Genomic DNA, 14,768 nt, shown 5'->3' with positions numbered 1-14,768 from the left:
AGCTCGCGGCTGAAGCCGCTCCCACAACTGATGGGCTAAGCCTCGGCGCCGACCACCATCGTTCCGCCCCAGCCGTCGGGCATCTTGATCGCCACCGCGCGGCCGGTGCGCTGCTGCCGTTCCGAAGCCAGAGCGTAGGCCGCCAAGATCGCCTTGGCTTTGGTGGCGAAGGTATCGCTGCCGGCGAGATCGTCGGCGACCCGCCAACCGGTCGGCGCGGGCTCGATCACCACCAGATTGCGTTCCATCGTCGCAGCCCCCTCCCGCACGCCGGCCGTTCGCCAACCGCATCAGGATGGAGCGCCGGCGCAAATCCCGCCGTCGGCGAAACGCGGTAAAGGGCGTCAGGGAACTCCTACAGACGATTCCTAAGCGAAGGCCTTCGCCTTGCCGGTAATCGGAAACCGCTTCCGCGGGCGATCCGGCCGGTGTAATTTCATGCCCGGCGCGCGCCGAGGTTGAGATGTCCGAAACCGGCGAGCGCGCCGCCGCGGCGTCCGCTCTAGTGCCCTCACCCCGACGGAGGCGACCCATGACCGCAGTCCCGAAATCCGCAGGCGCCGTCCTGGGCGGCGCGCTCCTGTTGTTCGCGCCGCTCGCGCTGGCCGACGGCGGCGGAGGAGGCGGCAACGCCATGCGCAACGCGCCGCCGAGCATGACCCAGCGCAATTACGATCCCACCACCGAATACAAGAAAGGCGTGGAAGCCCTGCAAGCGCAGAACTACAAGGACGCCGACCGCGCCTTCGGCCGCGTGCTGCAATCGCTGCCGCGCGACGCCAACACTAATTACATGGCCGGCATGGCCCGCGCCGGGCTAGGCGAGACGAAGGATGCGCGCAAGTACTTCGAGAAAGCGGCGAAGTACGACGACAACCTGATTCCCGCCCACCAGGAACTCGGCATCGCCTGGGCCAAGCTCGGCGAGCCGGACAAGGCCCGCGCCGTGCTCGACGATCTCAAACGCCGCGCCGCGGCCTGCGCCGACGCGTGCGCGCAAGCGGCCGACTTGAAAGCGGCGATTCCGGCCGTCGAAGCCGCGCTCGGCGGCCCGCCTTCGTCGATGCTCGCGCCGGCGAGCGGCGCGCTGTTCGCCGGCAACGACCGCGGCGATCGCGCCTATCTGCAAGCGGTCGCCCTGATCAACGAGAAGCGCTACGACGAAGCGATCGCCGCGCTCGAGGCGTCGGCGCGCACGTTCGGGCCGCATCCGGACATCCTCACCTACCTCGGCTTCGCGAACCGCAAGCTGGGCCGCTACGGCATCGCCGAAAACTATTACCGGCAAGCCTTGGCGGCCGCGCCGGAACATCTGGGCGCCACCGAGTACTACGGCGAACTGATGGTCGAGCGCGGCGACTTGGCCGGCGCGCGGCGCATGCTGGCCAAACTGGAGAATGCCTGCCGCTTCGGCTGCGCCCAAGCCGAGGAACTGCGCCGATGGATCGCCGCGGCGAAACCCGACGCCTCCTGATCGCCGTCGCCGGCGCGGCGATCGCCTGCGCGCCGGCGGTCGCAGCGGGGGATCTTCCGTTGCACGCGGCGCGCTGGCTGCCGGCCGATCGGCAAGCGCACGCTTTGAGCTATCGGCCGCGCGAATGCCTGCAACCGGTGCGCGATCCGCAACGGGCGCGCCGCATCGCGATCGGCCGCGCCGCGTTCCGCACGCCGCTGCTGCTCGGCGGCCAAGCCGCACGCGCGGGCCTGTCCTGCGACAGTTGCCATCGCAACGGCCGCGGCAATGCCGACTTCGCGTTTCCCGGCCTCTCAGGCGCGCCCGGCACCGCCGACGTGACTTCGTCGCTGATGAGCTCGCATCGCGGCGACCGCATCGCCAATCCGGTCGCGATTCCGGATCTCGCCGCCGCGCCCACGCGCCTGAAAATTTCGCGCAAGCGCGGCGACCCGGCGCTGGAGGCTTTCGTGCGCGGCTTGATCGTCGAGGAATTCGACGGAGCCGAACCTTCGGCGCTGACGTTGGATGCGGTAGCCGAATACATCCGCGTGCTGACGCCGCTGGCCTGCTCCGGCGGCGAGGAACGCATCGCCGTGTCCAGTTATCTGGACGACGCCCGCGCCGCCGTGCTGGCCGCGCGCTACGCGTTCGACGCGCAAGACCCCGCCGCCGCGCGGCTGATGCTCGGCAGCGCGCGCACGGCGCTAGGCGCGATCGACGAACGCTACGCCGCGCCGGATTTGGTCCGTCATCGGCAATCGATCCGCGAATCGGATCTGGAGCTGGCCGCGATCCAACAAGCGATCGACGCCGGCGGCGACGACGTGCCCGTGCGCATCGCCGCTTGGCTGGCGCGGTTGCCGCGCTGGAGCGAAGCGCTGCGCCGCGACGAAGCCTCGTCGCTGTTCGATGCCGAACGCCTGCGAGCCGCGCTGAGCGCCGACTGATCTCCGTGCTGGCCGTGCCGCGCCGGCGAATCCGTCCTATTCCATGCATCCGATGGCGCGATGCGGCTTGCGTACGGACGACCGACGATGGATTCCGCTCACCTCTTCGTTTGGCAGGCGCCGTTCTGGACGTGGTGCCTGACCGGCGCCGCGTTCGCGGCATTGGCGGGCTTGTTGTGGTCGGCGACATCGTATTGGAGCGCACGGCTGCTGAAAGCCGAGCCGCCTACGCATCGGATACTGCCGCGGATCGCCGGCGCCGCCCTCGTCGGAGCCGTGCTCGGCGGCGCGGGACACGGGCTGCGAGCGCAAGCCCAAGACTGCGCGGAACGCGGCGTCGGCTGGAATCGCTGCCGCGTCGCCCTGCTCGAAAAAACGAATCCGTCCGCGCCGTTCAGCGCTGCGCAGACACCGAAGCTTGCAGCGCCGCCGCCAAAGCCGCATCGCCGTTGATCAAGTCTTCCCATCGGAGTTCGACGCCTTTACGGCGGCCCTTTTCCACCAGCTTCAAGCCGTCCGGATCGATCGTCAGGGTGTAGGCCTGCTCGCCGACGCTCAATTCGCGGCGCAAAGGCTTGTCCAACTTGGTCATGGCGCGGGCTCCGGGAAGAAAAACGCAGATTACGGCCCGGACGCTGAAATCCATGTCGATTTCCGGATCCGCGGATCGTCGTCCTGATAAGCCCCTCCATGACCGGCTCTTCGGCCGGGGGGCAGCCAGGAGCATCGCCATGCAGACCACCACGATCATGATCCGCGCCGCGCTGGCGCTGCTGTTGTGCCTGGCCTGCGCCAGCGCGTTGGTGCAGGGTTCGCCGCCGGGTCCGCCCGTCGCTTCCGCACCGGCGGCCGCCGCGCCGGCGCCCGAGCCCATCGTCTGCGCCGTCGCCGCGCGCGCGCCGGGCGAAAACCGCACCCGGCTCTGAACGCATCGCGCGCAGCATGACTTTCGACGGCTGTTTCCGCGACGCGACCAGCCTAGGCTGCAATGGTCGCGCTCGGCGACGCCGATGGGTTGCGCTCATGCGTCTTTCGCTTCGTCGTGCGTGGCTCGCCGGCGCCATCGCCGCGTTCTGCGGTCTCGATGCGCTCGCCGCGACGACCACGCTCAACGTGGGCGAACCGCTGGCGCGCGCCGAACTGCTCAAGCCCGGCGTGCATCGTTACCTGCGCTACACCGTGGCGCCGGACGGGCAACGCAGCACCAAGGACATCTGGGTGCGCGAAGTCCGATTCGAAAACGCCGACGGAAAACGCCAGTTGCGGATCGTGCAGCGCTGGGACGCCGTCGGCGAGAAAGCCTACGTCCGCAAACAGGATTCGCGCTTCGAAGCGGGCACGATGCGACCGCTGACCCACACCAACGAAACGACCCGCGACGGCAAGACCGAACTGGCCGGCTACCGTTTCCTGGCCGACAAGGTCGTGGGCATGGACGAATTGGCCGGCAACGCCAAGCGCGGCTTCAGCGCGGCCTCGCCCGAGCCGGCCTACAACTTCGAGACCGACCTCGAATTCCTGCAAAGCCTGCCGCTGGCGCCGGACTACGCCGCGAGCATTCCGTTCTACGACCCCGGCCTGGCTCCGCCGGCGCGGTACCTGTTCAAGGTCGTCGGAGAAGACCGGCTGACCGGCCCCGACGGCCGCAGCATCGATTGCTGGCTGGTCACCACCGACTACAACCGGCCCGGCTACGTCAGCCGGTTCTGGTTCGCCAAAGCGAACCAAGTACTGATCCGCCAGGAAAGCCCGCTGGCCGACGGCGGCGGCCTGCTGGTCAAGACGCTGTTGCCGCCCGAAGCGGCCGATCGCTGAGGGTCGCGGCGTACGATTCCGCCGGATCGGACGACGATCGCCGTTCCCAACGCCACTGTGACGGCCCGATCCGCCGCCGCCGAGGTGCCGTCCATGCTCCGCCCGTTTTCGATCTGCACAGACCCGCCCGGCATCGATCGCACGCTGAAGTAAGCCGGAGACCTCCCATGATCGGTTTCGTGCGCAAGTCCGCGTACTTGCTGGCGGCGCTCGCCTGCGCGGCGCTCGCGGCCTACGCCTTCGCTTACCTGTACGGCGAATACCGGCCGCGCAATCCTTTCCACGCGCAGTTCGCGGTCTCCGGATTGGACGTGCCGGGGCATTTGTTCGGCGCGGGATTGGCCCTGCTGCTGGCGCCTTTGCAATTGAACGGCTGGCTGCGGCGGCGTTGGCCGCGGCTGCATCGGCTCGTCGGTTGGCTGTACGCCGGCGCCATCCTGATCGGCGGCGTGTCGGGCCTGTCGCTGGCGCGGCACGCGCAAGGCGGCGTCGCCAGCGGTGCGGCGTTCGCTTTGCTGGCCGCGGTGTGGATGGCGGTCACCGCGCTCGGCATCGGCTATGCGATCGCCGGCGACACCGTGCGCCACCGGCGTTGGATGTGGCGCAGCATCGCGTTGACCACATCGGCGATCACGCTGCGGCTGATCCTGGGCGTGGGCACCGGCGCGCTGCGCCTGGACTTCCCGCCCGTGTACGTTTTCGCCGCGTGGTCTTGCTGGACCTTCAATCTGGCGGTGTGCGAAGCGTGGCTACGATGGCCGCGCTCAGCCCTCGCGCGGGCCTGAGGCCTTGCTTTGCCGATAGGCGCTGGGCGTTTGGCCCAGTTGCCGCTTGAACGCGGCGTTGAACGTGGATTTCGAAGTGAACCCGCAGGCGTAAGCGATGTCGAGGATGGTGCGCGCATCGTCGGCGTCGGCCAGATGCCGGCTGGCGGCTTCGATCCGCTGGCGATTGATGTAGTCCCAGAAATGCCCGTCGAAGCGGCGGTTGATCACCGCCGACACCAGGTATTCGGGATAGCCGCTGCGCTTGGCGAGCTGGCCGATGGTCAAGGCCGGTTCGCGGTACAACTGCTCCTGCGCCATCAATTGCGACAGGCGCGCTTCCACCGCGGGGAAGCGCGGATCGTCGGCCGCGGGCGCGTCCGCATCGTTCGCGGGGACGGCCGCCGGCGGGGGCGGTGCGATCGCCGCCTGGCTCAGGCTGAGATAGCCGATCAGGAACACCCAGGCCGCCAATGCGCCGTAGATCAACGGATAGTCGATCCACGGAATCCGGAACAGCCACTGCGCCAAGGCGATGCACCAGATCACGATCTGCGACCAGGCCATGGCGTCGATCCAGCGCAACGACATCGCGTCCGCGTCCGAACGGCTGTCGCGCAAGCGTTCGCGGTAGCGCCGCGCCAGAAACAGCGCGGCGATCACGTACGACACGCCGAAACCGAACAGCAGCGCGTCCAGCCAAGGCGATTGCGGCCAGCCGTGGCCGCCCACCAAACGCGCATACAGCGCTTGCGACTGCGCCCTGTCGTAAAAGAACACGTCCGCATTCGCCGCCAAGGCGAATACGAAACCGGCCAAATGCACGAAATCCCCGCGCCGCAGGCCGCGCCCTTCGGCCAGCGTGCGGACGTAAAGGTAGAACGCGCTGCCGTAGAAGAAGGGAAACAGACCGACGAAGCGGAACGGCTTCAGCCAATCGGCCCCCGGCGCGCCGAAATATCCCGCCTTCACCGCCAGATCGAAACCGACCAGCGCGATCCATGCCGCCAGCACGCGGTTGCCCGCCGCGTTCACCGGCCGCCGCCACAAAGCCAGCGCCAGCAGAGCGGCCTGGGCGGCGCCGATGGCGTAGACGATGCTCCAGAATTTCATCGGATGGCGTGAGGCGTCGGCGCGAAGGTCGACATTGTGCGCGAACTCGCCGCGTCCATCCTTCGCCCTCTCTCCCGCTTTGCGGGAGAGGGCTGGGGTAAGGGCGCTCGGATCGGCCGATCGCATCAAACGCATGCATCCGACTTATCGAATTCAAGATCTCGGATAACGGCCGGTTGTCGCGGCCTTCGAGTCCGCGCGCCCTCACCCAACCTCTCCCGCAAGCGGGAGAGGGCTAAAAACCGCAGCGCCGTTTTTTACAAGACGCGGGTCCGCCGCGGCGCTACCTTGCCCGAAACGGGAGCGACCCATGGCCATCCACGAAGTCTTCGCCTATCTCTGCGTCGCCGACGCGGCGCGCGCCATCGATTTCTACGCGCGGGCCTTCGGCGCGACCGAAAAATTCCGGCTGGTCGAACCCGGCGGGCGGGTCGGCCATGCCGAGCTGGATTTCGGTGGGACCACGGTGATGGTCTGCGACGAATATCCGGAGATGAACCTCCGCGGCCCGCAGCACGGCGCGCCGAGCTCGGTCACGATCCATCTGCACGTCGACGACGCCGACGCCGCGATCGAAAGCGCGGTCGCCGCCGGCGCGCGACTGGAACGGCCGCCCAGCGACGCTTTCTACGGCGAGCGCGGCGGCAGCGTGTTCGACCCCTTCGGCCACCGCTGGCTGATCGGGCACAACATCGAGGACGTGACGCCAGAGGAAATGCAGCGCCGTTACGATGCGTTGATGGGCGCGGCCGACCCGGGCTGAAGCGCCTGCGGCAACGGCCAGCGGCCGAAACCCTGCTTTTCCGCGGCGAGCGCGTCGCGGATCGCGGCATCGTCGATATCGGTGGCCGGCGCCTTGCGCCCTCGCCTTCGATCGATCCAAAGCACGGCGCAACAAAGCGCCGCGAACAGGTTCACGCCGATCGCCGCTTCGGCCCCGGCGTTCATGGTGCTCAGGTGGAAGCTGCTGCCTACGTCCGCGGTGAAAGCCCCGGCCGCGCCGTGATTCCACCAGGCCACCAAACTGAGCGGCGCCCAAAATCCGTAGGCCAACGGAAAACTGCTGAATTGCACGGTCTGGATCAGCCAGTAGCCGAAATTCGCGGCGATCGCGCGACGCCGGCCCTCGAGCAGCATCAAGCCCGAGACCGCGCCGAATAGATACACCAAGGCGAATGCCGCGAGGATGGCGATCGTCGCGGCGTCGTGCGGGCCGTCCCGCCAACCGAGCGCCAACGCGACCACACCCGCCCCGCAGCCGACCACGGGCAGTACGCCCAAGATGCGTCTGGTCCAAAGATTCATGTTTTCCCCCACTCCCCCGTCCCATCCTCGGGCGAATCGCCGGCGATGTCCACGGGGAACCCGGACGATCGGACGAGCGCGGCGACGGATGGCGACGGATTGGCCCATTCAGTTACCCTGTCCGCGATCCGGGCCCGGAAGCCCGCTTCGACGTCCCGGGGGGAGACGCCATGAAAACCGCCAGGCTGGCCGCCGTCCTGCTGCCCTTTTTCGCAGCGCCCATCCATGCCCAAGACCTGCCGGACATCGGCTGGCGGGTCGCCGCGCAATTCCCGCAATACCGCGAACATGCCGGCCGCGATTCGGCTTGGCGCACGCCGCTCGTGCGCGGCTCGGGCAGCGTCCTGCCGCTACCCGAAGAATTGCCGAAGCCGCCCGAGCAAGGTTGGGATCGCTGGTACGCACGCCTGGCCGCGCCGGGCGAATCGCCTTATGCCGACTGGATCGGCACTTGGCGCGATGCCTGGGACGAGGCCAAGCAACGCTACGACCCGGATTTTCTGGCTTACGTCCGCTCCGACAGAGTGCTGGTCGGCCTGTCGGTGCCGGCGACCATCCCTCCCCCCGCCGCTTGCGTTTGGGAGATCGAAGGCGGCGAACGCCGCGCCGATCCCGCCTGCCGCGGCATCGAAACCAAGGCATCCACCGCAGGCTCCGTCGTCACTTTGTACGACGGCGAGCGCGCCGTCGCTCGCTCGACGGTACGGCCGCGCCGGATGGTGGTGCTCGGCTTGGGCGATTCCTACGCCTCGGGCGAGGGCAATCCGGATGCGCCGACGCATTGGCGCGATCTTCCGGTCAATCCGCAGCGCTTGCCGTACGCCGAGTCGGACAGCCTGGACTGGCTGAGGTTCGAGCCGGGCGCGGCCCATCCGAACGTGCGCAGCGGCGCGCGTTGGCGCGACGCGATCTGCCATCGCTCGTTCTGGAACCAGCAGAATTTCGCGGCGATGCGGCTGGCCGCGGAAGATCCGCAGCGGGAGGTCGTGTTCCTGCAGTTCTCCTGCTCCGGCGCCGAAGCGCTCGACGGCCTGCTGGTGCGGCAGTTGGATCCTCCCGGCATCGGCGTAGACGACAAATCCGGCTGCAGCGCCGGGCGCGATCCGCGCTGCCGCGTGGCTTATTCGCAATTGGCCGCGGCGGTCACCGCGCTGTGCCGCGAGCATCCCCGCGCCATCGACGCCGCGCTGCGCAAGCGTTTGGAGAAACGGATCGTCCACCACGGCGGCGGCAAATGGGAAAAGCTCGGCGCCTATCGCGAAGGCAAACGCCGCGACGCGCCCTACGGCCTGGATCTGCTCGATTGCGGCGCGCTGCGCAAACCCGATCTGGTGCTGTTGTCGATGGGCGGCAACGACGCCGGCTTCGCCAGCCTAGTGGCCTGGGCCTTGATGCCTTCGCAACCGCGCTATTGGATGACCGACGGCCCCTTCAATGCGTTGCGCGCGTTCGCCGTGATCTGCCCCGAACAGGACGAAAACTGGCTCGGTTGCCGCACGCCCCGCGCGAACGGCTACGCGAAGCAATTGCCGCCGCGCTATCGCGTGTTCGGCGAAGCCTTGCGCGCTTCCGGTCTGGCCGACGATCCGCGGCGGGTCGTGCTGTCCTCGTATCCCGATCCGCTGCGCACGCGCGAAGATCCTCAAACCGGCGTCGCCGGCCTCTGCGCCGACGAGACGGGCCAGGCCAGTCCCTGGTATGCCTTGAACCTGTTCGTGCCCAAGGTCGCGCGCAGTTTCGGCAATTGGGATTTCGGGCTGCGCAATTCGGGCGAAGGCCGCAACAACCGCGCGCCGGAAGTGCTGACCCGACACGTATTGCCCGGCATTCGTAGTGCGCTGCGCGAATCGGCGAAAGCGCAGGGCTACACCTACGTCGAAAAAATCGAAACCGCGTTCGAAGGCCGCTCCTGGTGCGACGAATCCGAGCAAGAACGCAGCCGTCTTGGTCTGCCTTCGGACCCGCGCACCGCCTGGAACGGCTCGCCCGCGAGCTGGCGCCCGTACGCGCCGCGCGCACGCGCGATCCGCACCGCCAACGACAGTTACATGACCCAGCTGTCGCAGCGTTCCGGCGACAAGAACGGCGCGATGCATCCAACCGCGGAGGGGCATATGTTGATGGCCGAGCGCGTCTATGCCGCCGCTGCGGATGTCCTATCGCACGAAACGGCCCCTTAGCCGACGGCGTTCGACAACGCCGCATGAAGGGGTGCCGGGGCATTGACGGCGTTTTGTCGCGGACTTCGCCACACTCGCATCCATTTCTTACGGAAAGCCACCATGGATGTCCGCCAACAAGACGAAGCCCAGCGCCAGCGCGTCCTCGACGCGTACCACGTGGTCGACAGCCTCCCGGAGCAGGCTTACGACGACATCGTCCGGGTCGCCGCCGCAGTGTGCGAAACGCCCATCGCCTTGGTTTCGCTGATCGACCGCGATCGGCAATGGTTCAAGGCCAGGATCGGCGTCGAGGACACCCAGACCGAACGCGACGTGGCCGTCTGCGACCATGCCATCCGCCACTGATGGAGATCGCGGACCTGAGCAGCGACCCGCGCTTCGCCGACAACCCCTTCGTCGCGGGCGATTTCGCCGCGCGCTTCTACGCCGGCATGCCCTTGGTCACTCCCGAGGGCGCGCCGATCGGCACGGTATGCGTGCTCGACCACAAGCCGCGCCGATTGACCGAAGCGCAGCGCGACGCGTTGCGGGCGCTGGCGCGGATCACGATCTCCATGCTCGAGAACCGCAGCCGTACGCGGGAACTGGAGCGCACCGCAGCGGTGCAGCCCGCGGTCGCGAGCGTGCCGGCGCCGGCGGATGCGCGCGGCTATACCTTGGCGATTCTGGAACTGCAGGATTTCGCGGGCGTGGTCGGCCGGCTCGGCGAGCGCGCCACGGAAAAGGCGTTGGCGCAATTGGACCAGGCGCTGGAACTATGCTTGCAGGGCGATCCCGACGACATCGTCAACCGCGCGACCGGCAGCCCGGAGTTCACCGTGATCTTCCACGGCCACGACAACGCCGAAACGGTGGAGAAGCTGCGCGATTGCCTGAAGCGCCATCGCGACGAGACCGGCTTGACCGTGCTGATGGGCGCGGCGGAAGCGGCCTCGCCCGACGAGTCGCTGCAGCGCGTGTTCGCCCGCGCCGACCAGGCTTTGTCCGCGGCCAAGGACGAATCGAGCCCGGCTTCGCAGAATTGATCCGCGGCCGCGGCGACGCGAGCCCTCCTGCCGCAGAATGGCGGCCATCGATCCCGAGCGCCCCGCCATGACTCCGAGCCTTCTGCTCCGCTTCGCGCTGGCCTTCGGCATCGCCTCCGCGGCCTTCCGCGCCGGCGCCGCCGAACCGATCGCCGCCGTCCGCGTGGCCTTCGACCGCGCGGGCATCGTCGGCACGCAGGCGCAGGGCCTGGCCGACATCGCCGCCGGGCGCGCCGTCAGCGCCGACGATCCCGTGCGCATCGCCTCGATCTCCAAACTGGTCGCCGCCATCGGCGTCATGCGCTTGGTCGAAGCGGGCAAACTCGATCTGGACGCCGACGTGTCGCGGACTTTGGGCTGGCGCCTGCGCCATCCGGATTTCCCGCAGCGCGCGATCACCCTGCGCATGCTGCTCTCGCACCGTTCCAGCCTCACCGATGCGGCCGGCTACTACCAGATCCCGCTCGACGGCACGCTCAAAAGCGTGCTGGACGATCCGCGCGCCTGGGACAAGGAACACGCCCCGGGCACGTTCTTCCGCTACACCAATCTGAATTTCCCGCTGGTGGCCACGCTGATGGAAACCTCCACCGGCGAACGCTTCGACCTATTGATGGACCGGCTGGTGCTGCATCCGCTCGGCATCGCCGCTTGCTACAACTGGGAGATGTGCGACGAGGCCGCTGCCGCGCGCGCCGTGGTGCTGTACGACGCCGAACGCAAGCCGGTGCGCGACGACCATCACGGCCGCAAGCCGGCCTGTTCGGTGAACCTGTCCAGCCGCGGCGATTGCGATCTGTCGCGCTGGCGGCCCGGCGCCAACGGCGCGCTGTTCTCGCCGCAGGGCGGATTGCGCATCTCGGCGAACGGTTTGGCCAAGATCGGACGTCTGCTGCTGGGCGACGGCGAAGTCGACGGCGTGCGTTTGCTGAAGCCTTCGTCGGTGCGCGTGCTGATCGGACCGGACTGGACCTACGAACCCGGCAACGGCATGACCGCGGAAGAAGACCTCGGCGGACAGCCGCCGCGCGGCTTCTTCTGCCGTTACGGTTTGGCGATGCAGACCTTGGCGACCAAGCGCGAAGGCTGCCACGACGATCCCTTCGGCGACGGCAAAGCGCGCGTCGGCCATTCCGGTTCCGCGTACGGCCTGGTGTCGGGATTGTGGATCGATCGCCAAGCCGGCACCGGCGTGGCCTATTTCGCCACCGGCATGCCCGATGCGCGCAACGGCGCACGTTCGGCGTTCAGCGATGTGGAAGAGCGTTTAGCCGAAGGCCGCGCAGCTCCTGCCGATTCTTCGTTGTAGCGCGGCTCGCCGCGCTGTCCCGGCTGCGCTTGTGTAGGAGCGGCTTCAGCCGCGAGCTTTTTGCATCGAATCATCCGATGTCGCGATTTGAGGGAAAAGCTCGCGGCTGAAGCCGCTCCCACAAAGAGCGAATGCGAAGCCCGGCATGCCGCTGCGCGAGGACGCCGTTAGCGGGCGGATGCTCGCTTGCCGGCTCGCTTGGCCGCCTTCTTCGCAGCGGGCCGCTTTTTCGCCGGGCTTTTCTTCGTCGGCGCTTTCGTAGGCCTCTTCGCGTTCTTGTGCGAAGGCGGCAGCCGCGGCTTGCTCGCTTTCTTCAGGTCGATGATGCGGTTCTCGCCCATTACTTCTTCGTTCTTGGTGATGCGCGCGATGGCGAAACTCACCGCCTTGCCGATCCAGCTGCCCGGCCCGTCCCAATACTCGACGGTGCGCACCTGCACTTCCAGCAGCGCCAGATTGGGATCGGCCTTGCCTTTCGGGAAGTAGGCTTTGTAGGCGTCGCTCCACAATTCGTCGATCTTGTCCTTGTCGCGGTTGGCGCGGGCATCGCCGGCCAGCGATACGTAGGTGTTCTTGTCTTTCGAGGCGTAGGCCAGGTTGACCTTCTTGTTGCGGCGTATCTCCGCCACCTTCGGGCTGTCGGCTTCGACGAAGAACCAGACCCGCTCGCCGTCGAACGAGGCCTTTTGGGTGGACAAGGGCCGGCTGACCAGATAACCGTCGGCGCCGATCGTGGTGAACATCGCCACGTCGATGTTTTCGAGGAGTTTGGCGATCGTTTCGCTTTTCTTGTTGCTGGCGGCCATGCGTGCGCTCTTTTGCCGGTGGGCCTGCAGTGTCGCGGCCCGGACGGCGCGACGACGTGAAGCCGCACGCTGAAGCGTTCATGCTGCGCGCTTTTTTTTCGCGAACGGCTTTTTTTAGAGCGGCTTCAGCCGCGTGGTTTTTCCCCAAATCGCGGCATCGTAAGGATTCGGTGCGAAAAGCTCGCGGCTGAAGCCGCTCCTACAAAACCGCCGAAGCGCTCAGCCGAGTTCGCCCACCGGCTCGCGCGCCCGCCGCGCATCGCGCACGGCCCAGAAGTAGATCAGCAAGCCGCCGACCGCCGTGGCCGCGCCGACGAAACCGGTCGACGTCCAACCGTAGCCGGCGGTGATCGCCATGCCGCCCAGCCACGGGCCCAGCGCGTTGGCCGCGTTGAACGCGGAATGGTTGGAAGCCGCGGCCAAGGTCTGCGCGCCGCGCGCGACGTCGATGAGATGCGCCTGCAGCACGCCGGCTAGCGCGCCCATCGTGCCGACCGCGACCACCGCCGGCAATATCGTCCACAAGGAATGCGCCGCGAACGGGAACGCCGCCAGCAACAAGGCCGACCACACCAGGATCAAAGCCGCCGCGCGGAACTGGAAGCGGTCGAACAACCAGCCGCCGGCCAGATTGCCGAGCACGCCGCCGACGCCGAACGCGACCAGTCCGAACGGCGTCCACGATTCCGGCACGCCGGTCACGTAGATCATGGTCGGCGCCAGATAGCTGAAGACGCAGAACATGCCGGCGAAACCGATCGCGCCGATGCCCATCGTCAGCCACACCGGCATGCGGTTGAAGTCGCGCAGTTCGCGGATCGGATCCTGGCGCGGCTCGTGCGGATCGGGCGGCAAGGTGCGCGCGACCATCGCTACGGTCAGCACCGCGATGACCGCCACCAAGACGAAGGCGTAACGCCAGCCGAAGGTTTGTCCCATCCAGGTCGCCAACGGATTGCCGATCAGCAGCGCGACGGCCAAACCCAGCATCACCCGGCTCACCGCCACGCCGCGCCGCTCGGGCGGGCTGATCGAAGCGGCTACCAACGCGCCGACGCCGAAATAAGCGCCGTGCGGCAACCCCGCGACGAAACGCGCCAACAGCATCGTCGAATAGTTCGGCGCGAGCGCGCTGGCCAGATTGCCGACCGCGTAGAACGCCATCAACGCCAGCAACAGCGGCCGGCGCCGCATCCGCGAACCCAGGATCGCCAGCAGCGGCGCGCCGATCACCACGCCCAGCGCGTAGGCGCTGATCACATGGCCCACCTGCGGCTCGTTCACGCCCAGGCCGCGGGCGATGTCCGGCATGAGGCCCATCACCACGAACTCGCTGGTGCCGATGGCGAAACCGCCCAGGGCCAGCGCGAACAGGATCAAGGAAACGCCGCGCGGTGTGAGCGTGCGCATCGTGGACAAGCCGGCATCCGCCATGCAAAGACCTTTTCCGGGGATGGACGCCCATTATTGTGCATCGCAGCAGCGATGGAAACGCCGCCGCCGCATCGCTGTGTGCCGAAATCGTGAGGCGCTTGTCGATTCGCGCCCCGCCCGCTCGTCTATGGATAGACCGCATGAGCGGAACCACGGAGAAACACCCATGATCAGCATCGTCAACCCCTATCTGAACTTCGACGGCAACGCCAAAGAGGCCTTCGAGCACTACCGGTCCGTATTCGGCGGCGATTTCGCCGTGGCGATGCGCTTCCGCGACTTCCCCGGCAACATGGGCGTCGGCGAGGCCGACCTGGACCGGATGGCCCACATCGCGCTGCCGATCGGCAAGGGCCAGATGCTGATGGCCAGCGACGTTTCCGGCGGATACGGCGCCAATTTCAAGATCGGCACCAACACCTATATCCACGTCGAAGCCGACAGCGCCGCCGACGCGCAGCGCGTGTTCGACGGCCTGTCCGCGGGCGGCAAGACCGAAATGCCGCTGAGCAAGACCGAGTGGGCCGAGCTGTACGGCATCTGCATCGACAAATTCGGCGTGCAGTGGATGGTGAGCTACACGGGCGAGGTGAAGTTCGAAGGCTGACGGC

General features: G+C 67.6%; 16 protein-coding genes and 1 pseudogene. 11 read left to right on the top strand and 6 right to left on the bottom strand.

The window, feature by feature from the left end; translation table 11 throughout:
* Window positions 1–35: 35 nt before the first annotated feature.
* A complete protein-coding gene (locus FCE95_RS14995) occupies window positions 36–248 on the bottom strand; it encodes a hypothetical protein (RefSeq protein ID WP_137267855.1) in 213 nt (70 codons plus the stop codon).
* 284 nt (window positions 249–532) lie between these two features.
* Between FCE95_RS14995 and FCE95_RS14990 the strand changes: the two genes are divergently transcribed.
* Both FCE95_RS14990 and FCE95_RS14985 read left to right on the top strand, forming a co-directional pair.
* Window positions 533–1,474 carry a tetratricopeptide repeat protein gene (locus tag FCE95_RS14990; RefSeq protein WP_189644789.1) on the top strand — a complete coding sequence of 314 codons (942 nt, stop codon included), beginning with the start codon at window positions 533–535 and terminating at the stop codon, window positions 1,472–1,474.
* A complete protein-coding gene (locus FCE95_RS14985) occupies window positions 1,441–2,403 on the top strand; it encodes a hypothetical protein (protein ID WP_137267853.1) in 963 nt (320 codons plus the stop codon). The genes FCE95_RS14990 and FCE95_RS14985 overlap by 34 nt, the downstream gene beginning before the upstream one ends.
* A 394-nt stretch (window positions 2,404–2,797) precedes the next feature.
* Here the strand turns inward: FCE95_RS14985 and FCE95_RS14980 are convergent, their stop codons facing one another.
* Window positions 2,798–2,995, bottom strand: coding sequence for a hypothetical protein (locus FCE95_RS14980; protein ID WP_137267852.1), 198 nt, complete (start codon window positions 2,993–2,995; stop codon window positions 2,798–2,800).
* A 139-nt stretch (window positions 2,996–3,134) separates the two neighbouring features.
* On the opposite strand from FCE95_RS14980, the gene FCE95_RS14975 reads away from it, so the two are divergent.
* The 3 genes from FCE95_RS14975 (at window position 3,135) to FCE95_RS14965 (ending at window position 5,003) form a co-directional block, all read left to right on the top strand.
* Entirely contained in the window at window positions 3,135–3,329 is a 195-nt protein-coding gene (locus FCE95_RS14975) for a hypothetical protein (RefSeq protein WP_137267851.1), read from the top strand.
* 97 nt (window positions 3,330–3,426) lie between these two features.
* Complete coding sequence (locus FCE95_RS14970) at window positions 3,427–4,218, top strand: DUF3108 domain-containing protein (protein WP_137267850.1); 792 nt, start codon at window positions 3,427–3,429, stop codon at window positions 4,216–4,218.
* A 167-nt stretch (window positions 4,219–4,385) separates the two neighbouring features.
* The gene (locus FCE95_RS14965) at window positions 4,386–5,003 is read left to right on the top strand and encodes a DUF2306 domain-containing protein (protein WP_137267849.1); all 618 of its coding nucleotides are present in this window, start codon (window positions 4,386–4,388) and stop codon (window positions 5,001–5,003) included.
* Here FCE95_RS14965 and FCE95_RS14960 read toward each other — a convergent pair.
* Window positions 4,983–6,095 (bottom strand): helix-turn-helix domain-containing protein, encoded by a 1,113-nt coding sequence (locus FCE95_RS14960; protein WP_137267848.1) that lies wholly within the window; start codon window positions 6,093–6,095, stop codon window positions 4,983–4,985. The two genes, FCE95_RS14965 and FCE95_RS14960, sit on opposite strands and share 21 nt — an antisense overlap.
* Window positions 6,096–6,405: 310 nt before the next feature.
* On the opposite strand from FCE95_RS14960, the gene FCE95_RS14955 reads away from it, so the two are divergent.
* Entirely contained in the window at window positions 6,406–6,858 is a 453-nt protein-coding gene (locus FCE95_RS14955) for a VOC family protein (protein WP_137267847.1), read from the top strand.
* On the opposite strand, the gene FCE95_RS14950 is transcribed toward FCE95_RS14955, so the two are convergent.
* On the bottom strand, window positions 6,822–7,400 hold the full coding sequence (locus tag FCE95_RS14950; RefSeq protein ID WP_137267846.1) for a hypothetical protein: 579 nt from the start codon (window positions 7,398–7,400) through the stop codon (window positions 6,822–6,824). The two genes, FCE95_RS14955 and FCE95_RS14950, sit on opposite strands and share 37 nt — an antisense overlap.
* Window positions 7,401–7,570: 170 nt before the next feature.
* Between FCE95_RS14950 and FCE95_RS14945 the strand changes: the two genes are divergently transcribed.
* The 4 genes from FCE95_RS14945 (at window position 7,571) to FCE95_RS14935 (ending at window position 11,917) form a co-directional block, all read left to right on the top strand.
* Window positions 7,571–9,580 carry an SGNH/GDSL hydrolase family protein gene (locus tag FCE95_RS14945; RefSeq protein ID WP_137267845.1) on the top strand — a complete coding sequence of 670 codons (2,010 nt, stop codon included), beginning with the start codon at window positions 7,571–7,573 and terminating at the stop codon, window positions 9,578–9,580.
* 102 nt (window positions 9,581–9,682) lie between these two features.
* Window positions 9,683–9,928, top strand: coding sequence for a hypothetical protein (locus FCE95_RS17435; protein WP_317616491.1), 246 nt, complete (start codon window positions 9,683–9,685; stop codon window positions 9,926–9,928).
* Window positions 9,928–10,608 carry a diguanylate cyclase domain-containing protein gene (locus FCE95_RS14940; RefSeq protein ID WP_317616489.1) on the top strand — a complete coding sequence of 227 codons (681 nt, stop codon included), beginning with the start codon at window positions 9,928–9,930 and terminating at the stop codon, window positions 10,606–10,608. Before FCE95_RS17435 ends, FCE95_RS14940 begins: the two co-directional genes overlap by 1 nt.
* Window positions 10,609–10,675: 67 nt before the next feature.
* Window positions 10,676–11,917 (top strand): serine hydrolase domain-containing protein, encoded by a 1,242-nt coding sequence (locus tag FCE95_RS14935; protein WP_137267844.1) that lies wholly within the window; start codon window positions 10,676–10,678, stop codon window positions 11,915–11,917.
* A gap of 311 nt (window positions 11,918–12,228) precedes the next feature.
* Here the strand turns inward: FCE95_RS14935 and FCE95_RS14930 are convergent.
* Together FCE95_RS14930 and FCE95_RS14925 are read right to left on the bottom strand one after the other, a co-directional pair.
* Window positions 12,229–12,723, bottom strand: a pseudogene (locus tag FCE95_RS14930) (pyridoxamine 5'-phosphate oxidase family protein); the annotation flags it as partial.
* Window positions 12,724–12,942: 219 nt separating this feature from the next.
* Window positions 12,943–14,157: an MFS transporter gene (locus FCE95_RS14925; RefSeq protein ID WP_137267843.1), complete on the bottom strand. Its 1,215-nt coding sequence runs from the start codon at window positions 14,155–14,157 to the stop codon at window positions 12,943–12,945.
* A gap of 166 nt (window positions 14,158–14,323) precedes the next feature.
* On the opposite strand from FCE95_RS14925, the gene FCE95_RS14920 reads away from it, so the two are divergent.
* Window positions 14,324–14,764 (top strand): VOC family protein, encoded by a 441-nt coding sequence (locus FCE95_RS14920; protein ID WP_223266918.1) that lies wholly within the window; start codon window positions 14,324–14,326, stop codon window positions 14,762–14,764.
* Window positions 14,765–14,768 lie beyond the last annotated feature (4 nt).

The organism is Luteimonas gilva, from assembly GCF_005239095.1.
GTDB classification, from domain to species: Bacteria; Pseudomonadota; Gammaproteobacteria; order Xanthomonadales; family Xanthomonadaceae; genus Luteimonas_C; species Luteimonas_C gilva.
The sequence above is the reverse complement of the archived record's forward strand: the minus strand, read 5'-3'. Positions and strand labels throughout refer to the sequence as shown.

Bases quoted from the DNA above. Each gene is read 5' to 3' on its own strand.
- FCE95_RS14980 (WP_137267852.1), bottom strand. From the start codon at position 2,995: ATGACCAAGTTGGACAAGCCTTTGCGCCGCGAATTGAGCGTCGGCGAG.
- FCE95_RS14995 (WP_137267855.1), bottom strand. From the start codon at position 248: ATGGAACGCAATCTGGTGGTGATCGAGCCCGCGCCGACCGGTTGGCGG.
- FCE95_RS14920 (WP_223266918.1), top strand. From the start codon at position 14,324: ATGATCAGCATCGTCAACCCCTATCTGAACTTCGACGGCAACGCCAAA.
- FCE95_RS14960 (WP_137267848.1), bottom strand. From the start codon at position 6,095: ATGAAATTCTGGAGCATCGTCTACGCCATCGGCGCCGCCCAGGCCGCT.
- FCE95_RS14985 (WP_137267853.1), top strand. From the start codon at position 1,441: ATGGATCGCCGCGGCGAAACCCGACGCCTCCTGATCGCCGTCGCCGGC.
- FCE95_RS14945 (WP_137267845.1), top strand. From the start codon at position 7,571: ATGAAAACCGCCAGGCTGGCCGCCGTCCTGCTGCCCTTTTTCGCAGCG.
- FCE95_RS17435 (WP_317616491.1), top strand. From the start codon at position 9,683: ATGGATGTCCGCCAACAAGACGAAGCCCAGCGCCAGCGCGTCCTCGAC.
- FCE95_RS14975 (WP_137267851.1), top strand. From the start codon at position 3,135: ATGCAGACCACCACGATCATGATCCGCGCCGCGCTGGCGCTGCTGTTG.
- FCE95_RS14965 (WP_137267849.1), top strand. From the start codon at position 4,386: ATGATCGGTTTCGTGCGCAAGTCCGCGTACTTGCTGGCGGCGCTCGCC.
- FCE95_RS14940 (WP_317616489.1), top strand. From the start codon at position 9,928: ATGGAGATCGCGGACCTGAGCAGCGACCCGCGCTTCGCCGACAACCCC.
- FCE95_RS14955 (WP_137267847.1), top strand. From the start codon at position 6,406: ATGGCCATCCACGAAGTCTTCGCCTATCTCTGCGTCGCCGACGCGGCG.
- FCE95_RS14950 (WP_137267846.1), bottom strand. From the start codon at position 7,400: ATGAATCTTTGGACCAGACGCATCTTGGGCGTACTGCCCGTGGTCGGC.
- FCE95_RS14935 (WP_137267844.1), top strand. From the start codon at position 10,676: ATGACTCCGAGCCTTCTGCTCCGCTTCGCGCTGGCCTTCGGCATCGCC.
- FCE95_RS14925 (WP_137267843.1), bottom strand. From the start codon at position 14,157: ATGGCGGATGCCGGCTTGTCCACGATGCGCACGCTCACACCGCGCGGC.
- FCE95_RS14970 (WP_137267850.1), top strand. From the start codon at position 3,427: ATGCGTCTTTCGCTTCGTCGTGCGTGGCTCGCCGGCGCCATCGCCGCG.
- FCE95_RS14990 (WP_189644789.1), top strand. From the start codon at position 533: ATGACCGCAGTCCCGAAATCCGCAGGCGCCGTCCTGGGCGGCGCGCTC.